This window comes from Spiribacter onubensis, from assembly GCF_040838425.1.
Classification (GTDB): domain Bacteria; phylum Pseudomonadota; class Gammaproteobacteria; order Nitrococcales; family Nitrococcaceae; genus Spiribacter; species Spiribacter onubensis.
The window spans coordinates 1-14,838 of record NZ_JBAKFI010000004.1; the positions used below are offsets into that span (position 1 = coordinate 1).

Here is a 14,838-nt window from a genome sequence, read left to right on the forward strand (position 1 = left end):
TCGGCACAGGCCGCTGCCTGCCTGGCACCGGCCTGGCGGGCTTCGTCGACCAGCTCAGTGGCTCTTTCGCGATCCGGGATGCTGGTCATTTGTCCTCGTCCCCCCAGATCGCGGCCGCTTTTTTTCGCAAAGTCAGCAGCGCGGCGGTCTCCGCCAGTGCCGCCTCCTTCCGGCGGAGCTCGCGCTCCAGTGCCTTGCTGCGCTGGCGCTCGGTCTTCATGGCGTCGCTGTCCTCGCGGGCCTTGCCATCGGCGAGGTCATTGGCCTGCCCGCAGGCAGCCCGCCAGCGCCGGATCCGCTCGGGGTACAGACCGCGGCGGCGGCAGTACTCGGCAAGCTCTGCTTCAGCGAGCGCGGCGGTCTCCAGCACCGCGTTGAACTTATCCTGCGTCGACCAGCCCTCGGGCTCGGCGCTATTCTCGGGCAGCAACTGGCCCTTGGCCCGTGTCGCCTTGCGCCATTGATAGATCGCCGCCGTCGAGACGCCTTCTTCCTTGGCCAGATCCGCTACCGTCCGGTTATACGGTGGCAGCAGCTTGCGCAGCACCGCCTGCTTGCGCTCGGTTGAGTAACCCATTGAAACCCTCACTCAGCCCCCCGGGTGCGGATTCCAAGAATCCCACACCCAACCATCGGGAAACTAGGATGACGGTGGGGATCCTAAATCGTCCACGAATCGTGAGTTTCTAACCGTCGGGCCCCGAGCACAAGCCTCGGTGCTGGAATCGGGTCAGGAAACGCTTCGACAACTGTTGAGGATGAGCTGGCGGTCAATCCCCGGCGATGGGCTGACCGCAACCGCACCTGGCACCCCGTCGGTGTTGTCTCGCTGACCTTGGACGAAACCTTGGAAATGGCCTAGCAATACGAAAGCTTTGTTGACGCACACCGCTACCCATGTTGATCGACTTTAAACCCACACGGCGACAAAGGGTGTCGCATGAAGTAGCCGATCTTACCGAGTCACCTTCCTGAGGTTTGATCCGGCAACAGATGCCCCATCATGGTATCCGGACTGGTTTATTTTTTGCCATGCGTCGCTTCTTTTTGCGATGGAACTGCGGCTCCTGGGGAGCGCATATATACTGCTTGCGTTACTTCGCTTCCGTTGAAATTTAAGTCTGCGATTTTTTCTCTGCCGTTGTTTACCGTGAGCGACTGCAGCGCCACTCTTCCTACCAGCTCCTTGAGTAGCGGACCACCTCCTGCTATGGACCCTTCGCATATGCCTCGAAATATTCTTGCTCTTCAGCTCTTGCCCACATTGTCTACACTTAACAAAACTTGGTTTTGCAAACCCCGGATCGGTTGCGTTTGTAACAAAACGCTTCTCCGCATCATAGGGTTCCACTGTAGATAGGGATTCCTTTAGAGGAGCAAGCTGTTCAGCGAGGGTAAGGTTATTCGACATTCGCTCTGTGCTCCTCGAACCGTTGGGCCGTTGAATATTAAGCAAGATTCCGACGATGAGGATTCGGACTGCAATGCGACCTAAAGGTTTCCGAAATAAACCGTCATAAACTTTCTATATAACATCCACTCTTCCTTAAGACTTTTAGGTTGCGGGTTGCATAGCTCACTCCATGCGCGCAGCGACAAAGTCGCATGACCGCGAGGCGACCGCTATTGAGCTCAGCCCGGGACCGCCGGCACCGTCGAAGAGCGTGACAATCCCCCAATATCAAATCCGATAGCACCCATCGTGCCTGAAAACAGCCAGGAGGCGCGCTGAAAGAGCAGATAGACAAAACCTACCAGCAATAAAAGACAGAGCACTTCCGAAGGCAGGCCTCATCAACGCTGCGACTAGCCATTGCCGACGCCGTGCTCGTTTTCCGTATGGGTTGCCTCAACGAAATTGTCGAACGGAGTCTCGCGCAAATAGGCATTGATCTCGTCTAACGAGTACCCGAGGCGCGTCATCCGGTCCGAGGCAAGGATCGCGTGCAGCGGATTGCTTTTGCCCTGGCGTTGGATGTTACTCAAGGCGATCTCCACGGCGGCTGCTCTTTACTGGGCAAGAGATAGTGGCCTTCCCTGGCCAGATCCGGCCGTACAAACCGGGGCGCTCCCTGCCAGCACCAATCTAGTCGCATGTGGCGTCATATGGTGTCGCAGACGGTCCTAGTCCAGCGCCGCGGAATGCCTCGCATGGTCCCCTCGAGAATAGGGGCATTCGGCGGCACCGGGCGGTTATAGCGATAGACCGGCACTCAGGCCCCGCATCGTCCGCTGCACCGAGCGCCCGCGAGTCATCCGTCTGACGACTCGCTCACAGGCTCCAGCGTTCCGTTACCGACGTTGTAGACAAACCCACTGATAGCCTCACGATTGGGCAGGTACGGGACGGCTTTTAACCGCCGGATCGACTGGCGGACATCCGCATGGGGGTCATCGAATGCATCGAGCGCGAACGCCGGCCGATGGCCCGTCTCCTCTTCGATGTCGGCTTTTACCGCGTCATCCTTGAACGTCAGCATGCCGCAGTCGGTGTGGTGGATCAGGACGATTTCCGTGGTCCCGAGCAGACGCTGCGAAATGAGGAGTGACCGGACAACATCATCGGTGACCACGCCGCCCGCATTACGGATGACATGCGCCTCGCCGAGGCCGAGACCTAACAGGCGATAGACATCGAGGCGGGCATCCATGCAGGCGACGACTGCGACCTGGCGCCCGGGGGGCATGGGCAGGTCGCCCTGCGTGAACTGGCTGGCGTACTGCTGGTTCGCTTCAATAAACTCGTCGGCTCGACTCATGGCGATCTGTTCCTGAAATAATTGAGTTTGCGAGCGTATCAGCCAGCGTTTCAGGCCAGTAATACCGAGTATTCATCCGCTTATTCCAGGCGCGTCTAAGGAGATAGATCATGCAGAACCTTCGAATCGATCTGGTTTCTGACATCGCCTGCCCGTGGTGTGCGATTGGCTACCGACGCCTTGAACAGGCGCTGGAGATGCTCGACGGCGAGATCGAAGTCGAGCTCGCATGGCAGCCGTTCGAGCTCAATCCGGACATGCCACCCGAAGGTGAGCCGATACTCGATCATCCATGCCGGAAATACGGCCAGGACGCCGACAGTGTTGAGCGCACTCAGGACGAAATGATCAAGCTCGCCAGCGACCTGGGCCTGAATTTCGATGGTGCGAGGGCGCGTCGTGCGCACAATACGTTCGACGCCCACCGCGTGCTCGCCTGGGCCGCGGAACAGGGCCGCGAAACCGCATTGCAGCAGGCGCTCTTCGATGCCTATTTCGGTGAAGCGAAGCGCCCATCAGATCCGGTGGTCCTGCGCGAGGCGGCGCAGCAGGTTGGCCTGGACGGTGAAGCTGCCGAGGCCGTCGCCCGCTCCGATCGCTACGCCGAGACCGTCCGGGCGGCCGAGCAACGATTCATGCAGGCAGGCGTCAGTGCCGTGCCGGGTTTTGTCATCGACGGACGCTATCTGATTTCGGGCGCTCAGCCGCCCGACCGCCTCGCCGATGCGATCCGACAGATCGCCGACACCTAACGATGCAGGCCACATTCCCAAAAATGGCCCTGGGCGCGCATGCGCAGGATCGCGAACGATTATCGGCTTCATGACGCCCACGCGATCACTCAACAACCGCCACCGGTCGGGCACTGTCGATGGTCCCGCTCGTACTGGATGGTGGTGTGCTGGATGTTGAAGTCCTCGGCCAGTAGGGCCGAAGCCTCGCTGAGGAGCCTGTCGTCGCCCTCGGGATCGGGTTTGACGAGATGGACGGTGAGCGCGTTTTCGGTCGTGCTCAGCGCCCAGATATGTAAATGATGGGCGGAACTCACACCGGGTAGCGCCTCGAGCCGGGCCCGTACCGCGGCCGGATCTATGCCCCGGGGCACGGCGTCGATGGCGAGCGCTAACGAATCCTTGAGCAGCTGCCAGGTGCCGGTGAAGATCACCGCCGCAATGACGAGGCTCACCACGGGATCGATCCAGGCGAGCCCGGTCAGCACCAGCAGCGTGCCAGAGACCACAACACCAACCGACACCGCCGTGTCGGCGGCCATATGCAGGAATGCCCCGCGGATATTGATATCCCGTCGCTGACCCTTGAGGAACAGCAGCATGGTGATGGCGTTGATCAGCACTCCGATTGCCGCCACCCCAATGACGGTGAGTCCGGCGACATCGGCCGGATCGGTCAGCCGGCCCACGGCCTCCCAGGTGATCCCGCCGACCGCTGCGATGAGGATCAGCGCATTGAATAGGGCCGCCAGAATCGTCGTCTTTTTCAGGCCATAGGTCTTAGCGTTGGTGGCGGCCCTGCTCGCCATCCAGCTGGCCGCCCAGGCCATGGTGAGCCCCATGACGTCGCTGAGGTTATGACCGGCATCGGCGATGAGCGCGAGCGACCCGGCTATCACGCCGTAAACCGCCTCAATCACCACGAAGAGCGTATTGAGCCCCACTGCGATGGCGAATGAGCGGTTATGGGCGGCGAAATGCGCGCTATGGTCGTGGCTATGATCGTGTGACATCAGGTGTTGACGGTAACGTAGTCACCCGAAGCGCGTCGCCACCGCCTCCCTACGTCATATCGTGTCGCAGGCGACGTCACCCTCGCTCAAGATCAGTCTTCTTCCTCTTCTTCCTCCTCTTCCTCGCACCACACCTCATCCGCCCAGCGCTCCGCGTCGCCGTTGATCAGCCCCACGCCGGTCAGCTCCTCCCAGCGTTCCTGCAGACACGAGGCCTGAGCCTGCCACCAGTCAACGATGATCGCCCTGATGCCCGCCTCGACATCACCGGCGGCCGGAAACCAGCCGATGGCCTGGTCGTGGTACGCGTAGACATCGGTTGATGGCTGCGAGGCGGTGACCACGAGCACATCGAAGCCGGGCAGATAGCCCATGTGATAGTCCTCGGGCCAGTCGAGGCCCGGGCCGGTGCTCGCCCAGTTGATGCTGAAAAGGTACGTCGGCAGCAGTGGCACACCGCTCGAGCGCCCGGACTGGGATTCGCGGGAGCTCACCAGTTCGCCATCATCCCTGCGCGCGAACCACTGCGGCAGGCGATCCTCGATCGCATTGAGGGCGAGCCGGGCGACGCAGTTCTCGATCAGCAGTATGTCCGAACCCCCGGCGCCGATCACCGGCCGGATGAACCCCTCCGGACTCTGGCCGACCCGATCATCAAGCCGGACCTCGAATGGCCGCGATTTAAGCGCATCCGGCCGCGGCATGCGCAGGTAATCGCAGAGAAAACAGATCTCCACCGGATCGTAGTAATGGTGGATGCTCGCATAGTCCGGTGCATTGCCCAGGCTCATCGCTCCCCCTCCCTGGTGAAGATGATGCCGCCGGCCTCGATCCGGAACGGATGATGACCACCCCGAGTATCTTCCGCCCAGCCGCGGCGGTCCGCGTCATCAAGGAACCGCTGCTGGAAAGCCAGAAGGTCGTCGACATGACGGCACTCGAGGATCAGGCCGTTGCTGCCGCCACCGTCGAAGGTGTCGAACAGTCGAGCCTCAATCCCGTTCTCGCGAACCCAGGCGATGACGGTATCGATATCAGGCCCCGGCGGCATGGGGTGGAAACGGATGTTGTAGTTGGCATGGACGACCCGGTTGGGCCCGTCGAAAGGCAGGTTGTCGGATGACATATAAAGCGCCTCCGCTTTAGCCGCATTTGCCGGAATGGCGGGGGCGGCAAGCTGGATCAAATCCCCCCCGGCCCGTGAGTGGGCCAGACTGGCTGCGACTATCGGCCGAACGCCGATCACCGTCAAGTGATGTGTTCGGCGCAGCTCATATCATGCCCATCGACTGAACCAGCTCCTCGAACGAGATCTCGCGCAGATAGGCATTGACCTCGTCCAGCGAGTATCCGGGCCGGATCCGGTATTTGGCACCGGCGCAGTCCATGCGAACCCCACCCTATTGGTGAAGGCCGTCATATGGTGTCGGAGGGAAGGCGCTGCCGGCGCGACGTTTGAACATGCATCCGAGCCAGCCTGCTCCAACCGATTTAGGCTTGCTCAGGCGGCGACAAGCTTCTTTACCTTAAGCGCTTTACGGTGCTGTTCGGCATGCCAGAGCTCATACTGAGACTGCTGGTTCAACCAACTCTCTGCCGAAGTGTCAAACGCAATTGAAAGCCGGATAGCCATCTCTGGACTAATGCCAGCCTTGCCGTTCAACACAGCACTCAGAGTTTTCCGACTGACGCCCAATGCTTCTGCCGCGGCCGTTACAGAGAGCCCCATGGGCTCCAGACAAAGCTCACGCAACACTTCACCAGGATGGGGCGGGTTGTGCATCAACATAGGTGCTACCTCAGTGATAATCCTCGTAGTTCACTATCTCGGCGTCTCCGTCCTCGAACCGGAAGGTCACTCGCCAGTTCCCACTGACCGACACTGACCAAGTTCCAGCGCGATTGCCCGAGAGCTCGTGCAGCCGAAGGCCTGGCAAGTCCATATCATTGACGTTTGAGGCTGCATTCAGCCTACCGAGAATCAGTCGAAGCCTATTCGCATGAGCGGCCTGTATGCCGGCGGTGCTGCCGGAACTAAAAAATTTGGCCAAGCCTTTGTGCTTGAAGCTTCGAATCATGTAGCGATTGTAACCTGTAACGTTTCGGGTATCAACTATGCGTTAGGGTGCATGGGCCACCTTCACACTGATCGCCTATGGCGATTCATGCGTAACTTGCCAGCGCTATCCAGTCATTCAGCGGAGCCGCGGTCCAGCGGCGTCGGGGGGCGGCACTTTTTTGCTGCATTACGCCAGCCAGCCAGCCAGCCAGCCAGCCAGATGGCGGGCAATGAACTCCAGAAAGTTCGGCAGATCAGGCGTTGCTTTAGTAGTGAGAACGCAGCTGATCAATGAGCAAGGCGTTGTCCATGAACTTATATACGATGCGGTGCTCATCGTTGCTGAGCGCTGGCTGATCACATCTCAGTCAGGCTGAATGCGGCCCTCGATCAGGGTCAGCCGCTGATCTTCAATACCGATCAGGGCGCGCAGTTCACCAGCACCGAGTGGATCGAGCGACTGTGGCGAACGCTGAAGTACGAGGACATCTACCTGCGGAGCTACGACAGCCCGACTGCCCTGGAGCGAGGGCTCGGCAGTTACATCGACTTCTACAACACAGAGCGGCCACATACCGCGCTTGATCAAAGAACCCCGGCTGAGGTCCACCTCAGGCTCCTCTGCAATGGGCCGAGGATAGCCTCCGAGTCTTTACTTCTCACCTGGTCCGAAATCCGGGGTCCACTTCATTGCCCGCGTCCGGTTAACCTGTTGTTATGCGATTTGCTGCAAGGCATTGGCAAGATCACGGCCAGCGGTAGGGGGCGGAAGTGGTTTGCCTTCTTGGTGGTATAGCTCGATGGCTTCGTCTACGATCTGGCAAAGCTCGGCGAAAACCTCCTTTTCATCTGTGCCATGGCACCCGCCATATAGCAAACCCGGTGCGCTGCCCACAAAACACTGGTCCTCCTCGGACCACTCGACAATCTTGGCGTAAAGGGCGCTTTCCTTCATTTCTGGGCCTCCTGGACCGCCTTTTCTACGGCCCGTATCTGGTACTTCTTGGCATCGTCTCCAAGCTTGCCAGAAATCGTCACAGGCTTTGACACATTCGGGTGGACGAAATTCCGATGGCTCCCCTTACCGCCGCGATTATCAAAGCCCGCCTGCTTGAGTGATTTAATCAGCTCCCTGACTTTTGGCGGCACGGCGCCTCCCCGGCTGGTTCATTCAATCGCATAACAGTGAATGGACCGCTTCCACCCTGATTGGATCACTTTGACGGCGCGTTTTCGTGCCATAACCGTACTGGACAAATAATCAGTTGGCATGGAGGTCACCCAACCAATGAACACGCCGGAGCGCCCGCGTCGACTGCGGGATGTCGTCAGGGATGTCATACGCACTCGGCGCTATAGCCGTCGTTGCCATGGTTCACCTCCAGTCTACTAACTTACTGAGGTGTTCACTGCCGGTGGGAAAGATCAGTGCGGCGGATGGTCTCGGCGACGAGTTCGGGATCCGCGTGGTGCGGCATATGACCCATCCCTTTGACGCGAGTGAGGTTGACGCTGTCGACCTCCGCCTCGAGGCGCTCGGCATGGTATTTCAAACCAACGGTTCGATCGGCCCGCCCATGCACGACCTCAATGGGCACAGTCAGCGTGGGATAGCTCGGGACCATGTCCTCCAGATAGCCCTCCAGACGGTCGATCTGCAGGCCATTGATCTGCATCTGGCGGGTCCTGAGCGTGAGTTCGAACCCCAGATGATCCAGATACCCGTCGGGCACCTCGTTGGGATGGAAAATGCGCTCAAGCGACCCCTCCACCACGCGCTGTGGAACCACATGCGAGATCATCGGCAAAACGACATGCTGCCCAAGGGCCGAGGCAGAGAACTGGTACCAGAATCCAAGCTCACCGGGCCATGGATGGGACGCGGGCGCGAGCAGCGTCAGACCAGCAATCTCATCATCTGCGCGTAACGCCCAAGCCAGCGCCACGGCGCCGCCATAGGAATGACCGAGCACGATGGGCTGATCAACCTCGAGCTCCTGCGCGGCACTGCGAAGGAGCTCAGCCTGCTTCATCGGGCTGAGCGGCTCGCCGAGGCTGTCCGAATACCCGAATCCGGGCCGATCAAAGGCGATCACCCGGAATTCATCAGCCATACGGTCCTCCATCCCCAGCGAACAGGCGGTTTCATGCCCCCGGGGCCACTCCAGGACGCGGTTATTCCTGCCGCTGAAGCGGATTTGATGCCCGACGTGGATAACGGGATAGCGGAGCCTTTTAACGGCTTCCCAACGCCCTCTCCTCTGCCTCACGGATAAGCATCGGGTCCTTGGCGGCGTCGGTACATAGATAAGCCGGATCAACGGTTATCCCCACCCGCGGCAAATCCAGGCGATCGGCGTCCCAGCAGGTCGCGATCGTGGCATCAGCATGCGTGCGCTCGACGGTATGGCCGCGACAGGCAATCACCAACAGATCGAGTTCCGCCTCACTGGCCGGCAGCAGACCGTCGGCATGGTAGGCAAGCGCCAGCTCGGCGCCCTTCGGCCCGTGTTCGATATCCCAGCCATCGGTCTCGCGACAGCTGTCGTGGAAAAAGGCGAACAGCTCGATGACCCGCCGATTGGCACCCGTTGCCTCAGCCAATAACAGACCGTTGTAGCGCACCCGCTGCCAGTGATCGGGCCCATGCGGGCTGTGGGCGGGCAACACGAAACAGCCGCTGGTGTACTCAAGAACGGCCTCGCGCTCTGCGGCGGAGAGCGCCTCGGCGATGGTCAATTGATTCAAGTCGGGCCTCGCTTCAAGAAACGTCGTTGCCTGAAGACCCTGCAGCGCAATCGTGGACCATTCAACCCTCACCTGAGCAGTCTGCCGACAATCCGGGGCATGACGGTCACCTCCGTGCTGGCAAGGTGCCGGCGCACCGGCTAATCCTTATCGTCCCCGTCATCCTTGCTTTCCGCATCGCTCGGCCCGGCCGACGAGCGCATGATCGCCTCCGCCAGCTCCCGCCGCTCCCGGGCCTCTTCACTGTCGCCAGCCGCCTCGGCGGCGAAGCGCGCCTCCAGCGCCTCGAAGTTGGACTGGACGAGCTCGTCGAACGGCGTCTCGCGCAGATAGGCATTAACCTCTTCCAGCGAGTACCCGAGGCGCGTCATCCGGTCTGAGGCAAGAATCGCATGCAGCGGATTGCTTTTGCCCTGTCGGTTGGTGGTACTCAAGATGACCTCCGGTGCTGGTGCTGTGTATCGGGCGATGGAGGGTGGCCTTCCCTGGCCGAACCCGGCATTACAGACCGGGGTGCTCCCTGCAGACGTCATCCTAGTGGCCATCGGCGTCATCTGGTGTCGCAGACGGCGTCAACTTGACGCCGCTCCGCCGCTGGGCTCGTGGGTGCGGTTGGCCAGGCCTGCACCTGGCCCAGGTTGCGGCGCAGCCGCCGTGTCCGATGAGGGCCGATTTATGCGTCGGCATGGTCGTATCCCTCTCGTGTAGGCCGATTAATCGCCCCCCAGAAAAAACGGCGATATAGAGAGCCCACCTGTAAACCCCGCATAATCGAAGAAGTTGATCGTGCTGTCACTCTTTGTGTAGCCCAGTTCAAGGTCCACGCGCTCAGACAAGCTGAATTTCACCATGATCTGGTCGGTACGATCCGCCCGCTCGTAGCCCAGAAACGTTGTCTCGTTGGTTTCACTGCGTGTCGCTGTCAGGCCGACCAATAGGCCAGCCACCCAACCCTGATAGCCGACGCGGGCCTGATGCCGGGTCGCCACATGCGCGTCCTTATCCTCTCCATACAGAAAGGAGATATTGGTCATGCTGCCATTGCCGTAAACGGTCTCGAGGGATGCTCGTATCTGGTTTTGCCGATAGTCATCAGTGATTATTCGGCCTGGTTCAAGCGAGACGATGTGATGCGTACGCCCGTTGGAGCTGAGCATCTGGCTCAGGGAGACGGTAACCCGGTCGACTTCGGCATCCGACAGCCGCTTTTCCTCGCCGTACCGTCTCGCGCATGCGTCGATATAGCGCCATGAACCGATATGATTTTTGCTGCAGATCGATAAGAAGCGCCCGTCAATATTCAGGTTGTGGTCGACTGCTTCTCTCCTTGTGGCGATCGCCGAGTAGTCAAGGTATCGCCCTTCACCGACCAGCCAACGGCCGGCCAGACCAACGCCCGCTCCGTATACAAGACCGTCTTTCCGCTCGAGATCCGGGTCGCCGATCAGTGTCACGTTGCCGAGTTCCAGGGGCTCCGCCGGATTGCCGCCGTTGATGTTCCTTTCATATTCGAAAAACGGCATGAATAGCGGCGAGAACCGGCGCGGGGCCACCACTTGCTCAAAACCGAGCCCGTCGTCATAGCCTTCATACTTGATCCGCGCGTCAATCACCTTTGCCAGGTCGAGCGGGATCGCCGCATCGGCTGAACGCGCACTCAGGCAATAGTTGGTCAGCCGCTCATTACCATCAACCGCAAGACAGCTCGCGTTGACGGCCGGCATGGCCATCAACGCGAGTAGCCCGAGGAGGGACTTCAACACCTTCAATGGGATTATTTTTTCGAACCGGCCGCGGCCCCATCAAATAAGGGAGTACTCTCGTTTGTGTGGAATATCGCTGATACGCCCTCGGCATCCTCGCCATGCAGGAGCCCGCGCATTGATGCCGTCTGACTATAGCCATTCGCCGTGAATGACAGGTTCGATGAGGCAAACCGTGCGTTTTCGACATCGACGCTCCCCGTGCCGTCGAGCGTACTGCTCGCGGTGTCGCCGTCATAAACGAAGGTGCCGCTGTCGAAATCGATCGTCATGTCGAATGTACCGATCTCGATGGCATCGGTTCTCCGATTTCGAGCGCCATGCGTGCCGACATAGTCAAAGGTGCCGGTCGGACTGCCGGTCATCCGGGTCCCGGTGACGAGCCCCAGCCTTGCCAGTCCGGGAAGCTCGAATAGCGCAATTCCAGAGACACCGCTGTTGTCCTCGTAGAAGGTGACGTTGGCCGTCGTTCCATCGACGGTCACGGTACCCTCACGCACCGTTGAATACTGCAGCGTGTTGACCTTGGCAAAGTCACTGTATGTGGCGATGGAGTCATCAACTTCGTCGTCATTGGCGGCCTCGACGATCGATGTGATGTTCGGGCCGATTAAAAGCGCCTGACTGCCGTTTTCGGAGTCCACGAGCCGTGCAACACCCGCGCCGTCGCCGAAGACCTTGAGCGTGCTCCAGTCAACTGGGTCGGCTGAACCACCACCGCCACTGCTGCATCCATAGGCAAGAAATGCGCCTGCGATTGAAACGAGCACCACCTTGTGCATTGCATCACTCCTTCGATGATTTGACGTGCGGGCTGTTGTCGAAGGAAACCGTAGTGGGTGCCTGCGTCAGGTGATGTCGCAGAGAAATCCTTGGCCGTACGTGAAGTGATCCTGCTGGATCCACGTCGATGCGGCCGGTCAGCCGGTTGGATTATCCGCGCTGGACGGAAGGAAAGTGAGTCAGCCTGCTTAGCAGCGGCGTCGCCTGCACATTGATCATCTTCGGATACGTCAGGATATCGCCGCGCTCAATATCGACCGTGGCGATGCCCGTGAAATCGGCGAAGCGCTCAAGACTCCGCACGGTGTAGAGGAAACGCCAGGTATCCTCCAGGGAGCGGTACAGCAGGTCCTCTTCCAGTTCGATGTCGACGGCCGGAAACGCCTGGCGGAAGGCGTCGGCATACAAGGTGGCGGGTTGCTGCTGGTGGCCCCAGAGATGAAGCAGGTAGACCGTGAACGCCCAGCCCTGCTGGACGAAAGGCATTGATGCAAAGCCGTCGCGATACGCCCAGTTGAACTCGGTGGCGTAGGTCCGGAAAAGCTGGGGGTAGAGTTCACGCTGCCCCGTGGCGGCCAGCATGGCGCGCGCCGGGCGGGAGAGGATGAACCGGCCGCGATACTTGCGCACGAACCCGGCCAACTCGGCGACAACGCGGGTGGCGTGCAGCTCAGGCGCGTCATCCTCCCGATTAATGCCCCCATAGCGCGTGTAATTGGCGTAACCGCGCTCGCCAAGCCGAGCCTGCATGATCTCGCGGCAGGCATTGCGCGGGAGGTTGCCCTTGGCGGTGGGCTTGAGCCCCTTCTCGCCGATAGCCTCGGCCAGCAGGCCGAACAGCCGCGCTAGCGGGGCCTCCGGCTCACTTCCAAGCACGGTGCTGACCTGAAGCTCGTCGGGTGAGTCCAGCGGAAAGTGCAGGAGCCGATGCACCTGGTGAGCGGATAAGCCGCGGAAATCATCGACGGGGCGATGGTTGCGTTCTTCCTGAAACGACTTCACGAACGCCTGCGCCTCTTCAATGGAGGCGAACTGCCGGTCGCCAATGGCCTGCTGGAGCTCCTCTGTCACCAAACTGGCCGGCCCGCCCGGTCGCTGCGCCGGGCTGTTGTGCAGACAGCACCGCTTGTACTTAAGCCCGCTGCCGCACGGGCATGGATCATTCCGGCCGATCTTGTCTACGGACATCATTGCCTCCGCAGCTGGTCATTCATAGTGGCTCTCCTGCATCGCATCCATTCACCGGGTATCCATCCCCTCATGAATGGATTCCCGCATACCGGGTATGGAAAGCAGGAACAGTGTCTCCTGAATTGCAGACCAGTCTTCTTCGGAAACCAGGACGGCGCTGTTTCGCTTGCCCGTAATAATAACGGGCTGATGGGACTCGGCGGTCTCCTCAATCAATTGAGAAAGCCTGCTGCACGCCTCAGTTGCTGTAATCCCGGCCATGACGCATCCCTCACGTATGGGACCCCCAATTGTGCGCTATTCCACGAGTACGGCAAATGGGCCGTCAGGCAATTTCCAATCCTGCCTTGCGTCCCGGCCCGCACCCCACGAGGATAAGCGCTATCAGCGTCACGGAAAGGCACCGGTCTCATGCATCGCATCAACTGCCGTCATCGCTTCTGGATCGCCATGGCCGCCCTCCTCGGCCTTGGGAACGCCGTGCAGGCCCAGCCCGCCACGCAGTGCGTCGATGACGTCACAACGCTGACGGCGCAAGGCGAGGCACGGATCGAACGCCCGGCCACCCATGTCGATATTCATGCCCGCTTTATGGAGCGCGCCCAGACAAGCGCCGCGGCCAGCAATGCCCTCGAGGCACGCTTTGGACCACTGCTCGATCGCCTGCGCGCAGACACGGAAAAGCCCATCCGCCTGGTCGCCGCCAACGCCTCAATCACCCCGCAGTGGCGCTATGACGATGGGGACAGGACCCTTGCCGGCTTTGTGGCAACGCGGATGCTTCGTCTCACCGATGTGCCGGTGGACGAGGCGGGCGCGTGGATGCAGACGCTGACCGATGCCGAACCGGATTCGCTGTCGCTCGAGAACTACACGGCGCGACCCGAGGGCGGCGCGGATGCTCATCCGGCCCTCGCCGCGGCGATCAGGAACGCCCGGACCCGGGCGGAGACCATGGCCGACGCACTCGGCCAGTCCATTGGCGAGGCGCTCTGCATCCACGAAGTGAGTGCACCCTCGCCCCGTCCCATGCGTTCGGCGACGCTCGCCGCCACCGGGCCAGACGATGCGACACGCGAACCCTCAATCGAGCCCGATACCGTGACCGACCATGCCCGGGTGACGGTGGTCTTTTTCCTCGAACCACCCTCAGCGTGAATCAACGGCGGGAGAGATAATCCTGTATCGGCCCGAGTGCCTCGGCCATGTGCTCAAAGCGATGCGAACCGCCCTCGAACGCCAGAGGCTCACCCAGCCCGCCGTGCGCCCGCAGCGTGGCGCGGTTATCCAGCAGCTCATCCGCCAGGTCAACGATCAGCTTCGGCGGGATGGCGTAGTCGTCCGGATCCGGGCATAGCGCGTGCCCGGCGTATGAAGCCACGGCCTCTGGCGTCAGCCGGCGCGGGGGGAGATCCGGCAGCTTGGGGTTTGGCAGCCATTGATCCAGGTAATGACTCAGACCCCAATGGGGATCCGTGCTGGGATTGATCATGACCGACGGGCAGCCATGGCGGGCTCCCATCATCGCTGCGTAGTAGCCGCCCAGCGAAGTCCCGATGAACGCGACCGGGCCCTGCGCTCGCATGGCCGCCTCGATCTGCTCGATGATGGCATCCCTCGGCGCAAAACTGTCGTAGTTGATCAGCCGCACGGCAAACCGGCGCCGCAGCTCGATGACCTTTGTGTCCGTCTGGAGCGCGGCGGAGTTGAAGCCGTGCAGGTACTGCAGTTCGATATCCAGCGTCATGCGATGCATTGTGCCTTGCCCACCCCCGTCCTGTCCGCCCGTTG

The 14,838-nt window shown here is 60.6% G+C and carries 22 protein-coding genes and 1 pseudogene; 3 read left to right on the forward strand and 20 right to left on the reverse strand.

Annotated features, from left to right (window positions below):
• Positions 1 to 85: 85 nt before the first annotated feature.
• From V6X63_RS07745 to V6X63_RS07755, 3 genes are all read right to left on the reverse strand, one after another.
• Positions 86 to 577, reverse strand: coding sequence for a transposase (locus tag V6X63_RS07745; RefSeq protein WP_367978555.1), 492 nt, complete (start codon positions 575 to 577; stop codon positions 86 to 88).
• Between the two features lie 1,229 nt (positions 578 to 1,806).
• A complete protein-coding gene (locus tag V6X63_RS07750; protein WP_367978556.1) occupies positions 1,807 to 1,998 on the reverse strand; it encodes a hypothetical protein in 192 nt (63 codons plus the stop codon).
• A 254-nt stretch (positions 1,999 to 2,252) separates the two neighbouring features.
• Positions 2,253 to 2,759 (reverse strand): beta-class carbonic anhydrase, encoded by a 507-nt coding sequence (locus V6X63_RS07755; protein WP_367978557.1) that lies wholly within the window; start codon positions 2,757 to 2,759, stop codon positions 2,253 to 2,255.
• Positions 2,760 to 2,869: 110 nt separating this feature from the next.
• On the opposite strand from V6X63_RS07755, the gene V6X63_RS07760 reads away from it, so the two are divergent.
• On the forward strand, positions 2,870 to 3,511 hold the full coding sequence (locus V6X63_RS07760; RefSeq protein WP_367978558.1) for a DsbA family oxidoreductase: 642 nt from the start codon (positions 2,870 to 2,872) through the stop codon (positions 3,509 to 3,511).
• An 89-nt stretch (positions 3,512 to 3,600) separates the two neighbouring features.
• Here the strand turns inward: V6X63_RS07760 and V6X63_RS07765 are convergent, their stop codons facing one another.
• The 6 genes from V6X63_RS07765 to V6X63_RS07790 all read right to left on the reverse strand — a co-directional run bounded on the left by V6X63_RS07765 (position 3,601) and on the right by V6X63_RS07790 (position 7,172).
• Complete coding sequence (locus tag V6X63_RS07765; RefSeq protein WP_367978559.1) at positions 3,601 to 4,503, reverse strand: cation diffusion facilitator family transporter; 903 nt, start codon at positions 4,501 to 4,503, stop codon at positions 3,601 to 3,603.
• Between the two features lie 92 nt (positions 4,504 to 4,595).
• Complete coding sequence (locus V6X63_RS07770; protein ID WP_367978560.1) at positions 4,596 to 5,294, reverse strand: hypothetical protein; 699 nt, start codon at positions 5,292 to 5,294, stop codon at positions 4,596 to 4,598.
• Positions 5,291 to 5,629 (reverse strand): hypothetical protein, encoded by a 339-nt coding sequence (locus V6X63_RS07775; protein ID WP_367978561.1) that lies wholly within the window; start codon positions 5,627 to 5,629, stop codon positions 5,291 to 5,293. Before V6X63_RS07775 ends, V6X63_RS07770 begins: the two co-directional genes overlap by 4 nt.
• Positions 5,630 to 6,004: 375 nt before the next feature.
• Entirely contained in the window at positions 6,005 to 6,292 is a 288-nt protein-coding gene (locus V6X63_RS07780) for a HigA family addiction module antitoxin (protein WP_367966493.1), read from the reverse strand.
• 10 nt (positions 6,293 to 6,302) lie between these two features.
• Positions 6,303 to 6,581 (reverse strand): type II toxin-antitoxin system RelE/ParE family toxin, encoded by a 279-nt coding sequence (locus V6X63_RS07785; protein WP_367978562.1) that lies wholly within the window; start codon positions 6,579 to 6,581, stop codon positions 6,303 to 6,305.
• 345 nt (positions 6,582 to 6,926) lie between these two features.
• A complete protein-coding gene (locus tag V6X63_RS07790) occupies positions 6,927 to 7,172 on the reverse strand; it encodes a hypothetical protein (RefSeq protein WP_367966491.1) in 246 nt (81 codons plus the stop codon).
• On the opposite strand from V6X63_RS07790, the gene V6X63_RS07795 reads away from it, so the two are divergent.
• Positions 7,056 to 7,358 (forward strand): integrase core domain-containing protein, encoded by a 303-nt coding sequence (locus tag V6X63_RS07795; RefSeq protein WP_367967827.1) that lies wholly within the window; start codon positions 7,056 to 7,058, stop codon positions 7,356 to 7,358. The genes V6X63_RS07790 and V6X63_RS07795 overlap by 117 nt on opposite strands.
• Here V6X63_RS07795 and V6X63_RS07800 read toward each other — a convergent pair.
• The 10 genes and pseudogenes from V6X63_RS07800 to V6X63_RS07845 form a co-directional block, all read right to left on the reverse strand.
• Entirely contained in the window at positions 7,278 to 7,517 is a 240-nt protein-coding gene (locus tag V6X63_RS07800; protein ID WP_367966490.1) for a hypothetical protein, read from the reverse strand. The two genes, V6X63_RS07795 and V6X63_RS07800, sit on opposite strands and share 81 nt — an antisense overlap.
• The gene (locus tag V6X63_RS07805) at positions 7,514 to 7,711 is read right to left on the reverse strand and encodes a type II toxin-antitoxin system HicA family toxin (RefSeq protein ID WP_367966489.1); all 198 of its coding nucleotides are present in this window, start codon (positions 7,709 to 7,711) and stop codon (positions 7,514 to 7,516) included. Before V6X63_RS07805 ends, V6X63_RS07800 begins: the two co-directional genes overlap by 4 nt.
• 257 nt (positions 7,712 to 7,968) lie before the next feature.
• Positions 7,969 to 8,676 carry an alpha/beta fold hydrolase gene (locus V6X63_RS07810; protein ID WP_367966488.1) on the reverse strand — a complete coding sequence of 236 codons (708 nt, stop codon included), beginning with the start codon at positions 8,674 to 8,676 and terminating at the stop codon, positions 7,969 to 7,971.
• 121 nt (positions 8,677 to 8,797) lie between these two features.
• A complete protein-coding gene (locus V6X63_RS07815; protein WP_367966487.1) occupies positions 8,798 to 9,310 on the reverse strand; it encodes an HD domain-containing protein in 513 nt (170 codons plus the stop codon).
• A gap of 140 nt (positions 9,311 to 9,450) precedes the next feature.
• Positions 9,451 to 9,744 (reverse strand): hypothetical protein, encoded by a 294-nt coding sequence (locus V6X63_RS07820; protein WP_367966486.1) that lies wholly within the window; start codon positions 9,742 to 9,744, stop codon positions 9,451 to 9,453.
• Positions 9,745 to 10,023: 279 nt separating this feature from the next.
• A complete protein-coding gene (locus tag V6X63_RS07825) occupies positions 10,024 to 11,070 on the reverse strand; it encodes a hypothetical protein (RefSeq protein ID WP_367978563.1) in 1,047 nt (348 codons plus the stop codon).
• A 14-nt stretch (positions 11,071 to 11,084) separates the two neighbouring features.
• Entirely contained in the window at positions 11,085 to 11,855 is a 771-nt protein-coding gene (locus V6X63_RS07830; protein WP_367966484.1) for a hypothetical protein, read from the reverse strand.
• Positions 11,856 to 12,006: 151 nt separating this feature from the next.
• On the reverse strand, positions 12,007 to 12,927 hold the full coding sequence (locus tag V6X63_RS07835) for a hypothetical protein (RefSeq protein ID WP_367967880.1): 921 nt from the start codon (positions 12,925 to 12,927) through the stop codon (positions 12,007 to 12,009).
• Positions 12,928 to 12,972: 45 nt separating this feature from the next.
• Positions 12,973 to 13,047, reverse strand: a pseudogene (locus V6X63_RS07840) (SEC-C metal-binding domain-containing protein); the annotation flags it as partial.
• 48 nt (positions 13,048 to 13,095) lie between these two features.
• A complete protein-coding gene (locus tag V6X63_RS07845; protein WP_367978564.1) occupies positions 13,096 to 13,308 on the reverse strand; it encodes a type II toxin-antitoxin system Phd/YefM family antitoxin in 213 nt (70 codons plus the stop codon).
• 150 nt (positions 13,309 to 13,458) lie between these two features.
• Here V6X63_RS07845 and V6X63_RS07850 point away from each other — a divergent pair, with 150 nt between their 5' ends.
• Positions 13,459 to 14,205 (forward strand): SIMPL domain-containing protein, encoded by a 747-nt coding sequence (locus V6X63_RS07850; protein WP_367978565.1) that lies wholly within the window; start codon positions 13,459 to 13,461, stop codon positions 14,203 to 14,205.
• A gap of 1 nt (position 14,206) precedes the next feature.
• Here V6X63_RS07850 and V6X63_RS07855 read toward each other — a convergent pair whose 3' ends face one another.
• Positions 14,207 to 14,794, reverse strand: a complete 588-nt coding sequence (locus V6X63_RS07855; protein WP_367978566.1) for a YqiA/YcfP family alpha/beta fold hydrolase — start codon at positions 14,792 to 14,794, stop codon at positions 14,207 to 14,209.
• Positions 14,795 to 14,838: the final 44 nt, after the last annotated feature.

Coding starts and splice junctions, on each gene's coding strand:
- V6X63_RS07745 (WP_367978555.1), bottom strand. CDS start 577: ATGGGTTACTCAACCGAGCGCAAGCAGGCGGTGCTGCGCAAGCTGCTG.
- V6X63_RS07755 (WP_367978557.1), bottom strand. CDS start 2,759: ATGAGTCGAGCCGACGAGTTTATTGAAGCGAACCAGCAGTACGCCAGC.
- V6X63_RS07760 (WP_367978558.1), top strand. CDS start 2,870: ATGCAGAACCTTCGAATCGATCTGGTTTCTGACATCGCCTGCCCGTGG.
- V6X63_RS07765 (WP_367978559.1), bottom strand. CDS start 4,503: ATGTCACACGATCATAGCCACGACCATAGCGCGCATTTCGCCGCCCAT.
- V6X63_RS07770 (WP_367978560.1), bottom strand. CDS start 5,294: ATGAGCCTGGGCAATGCACCGGACTATGCGAGCATCCACCATTACTAC.
- V6X63_RS07775 (WP_367978561.1), bottom strand. CDS start 5,629: ATGTCATCCGACAACCTGCCTTTCGACGGGCCCAACCGGGTCGTCCAT.
- V6X63_RS07780 (WP_367966493.1), bottom strand. CDS start 6,292: ATGTTGATGCACAACCCGCCCCATCCTGGTGAAGTGTTGCGTGAGCTT.
- V6X63_RS07785 (WP_367978562.1), bottom strand. CDS start 6,581: ATGATTCGAAGCTTCAAGCACAAAGGCTTGGCCAAATTTTTTAGTTCC.
- V6X63_RS07800 (WP_367966490.1), bottom strand. CDS start 7,517: ATGAAGGAAAGCGCCCTTTACGCCAAGATTGTCGAGTGGTCCGAGGAG.
- V6X63_RS07810 (WP_367966488.1), bottom strand. CDS start 8,676: ATGGCTGATGAATTCCGGGTGATCGCCTTTGATCGGCCCGGATTCGGG.
- V6X63_RS07830 (WP_367966484.1), bottom strand. CDS start 11,855: ATGCACAAGGTGGTGCTCGTTTCAATCGCAGGCGCATTTCTTGCCTAT.
- V6X63_RS07845 (WP_367978564.1), bottom strand. CDS start 13,308: ATGGCCGGGATTACAGCAACTGAGGCGTGCAGCAGGCTTTCTCAATTG.
- V6X63_RS07850 (WP_367978565.1), top strand. CDS start 13,459: ATGCATCGCATCAACTGCCGTCATCGCTTCTGGATCGCCATGGCCGCC.
- V6X63_RS07855 (WP_367978566.1), bottom strand. CDS start 14,794: ATGACGCTGGATATCGAACTGCAGTACCTGCACGGCTTCAACTCCGCC.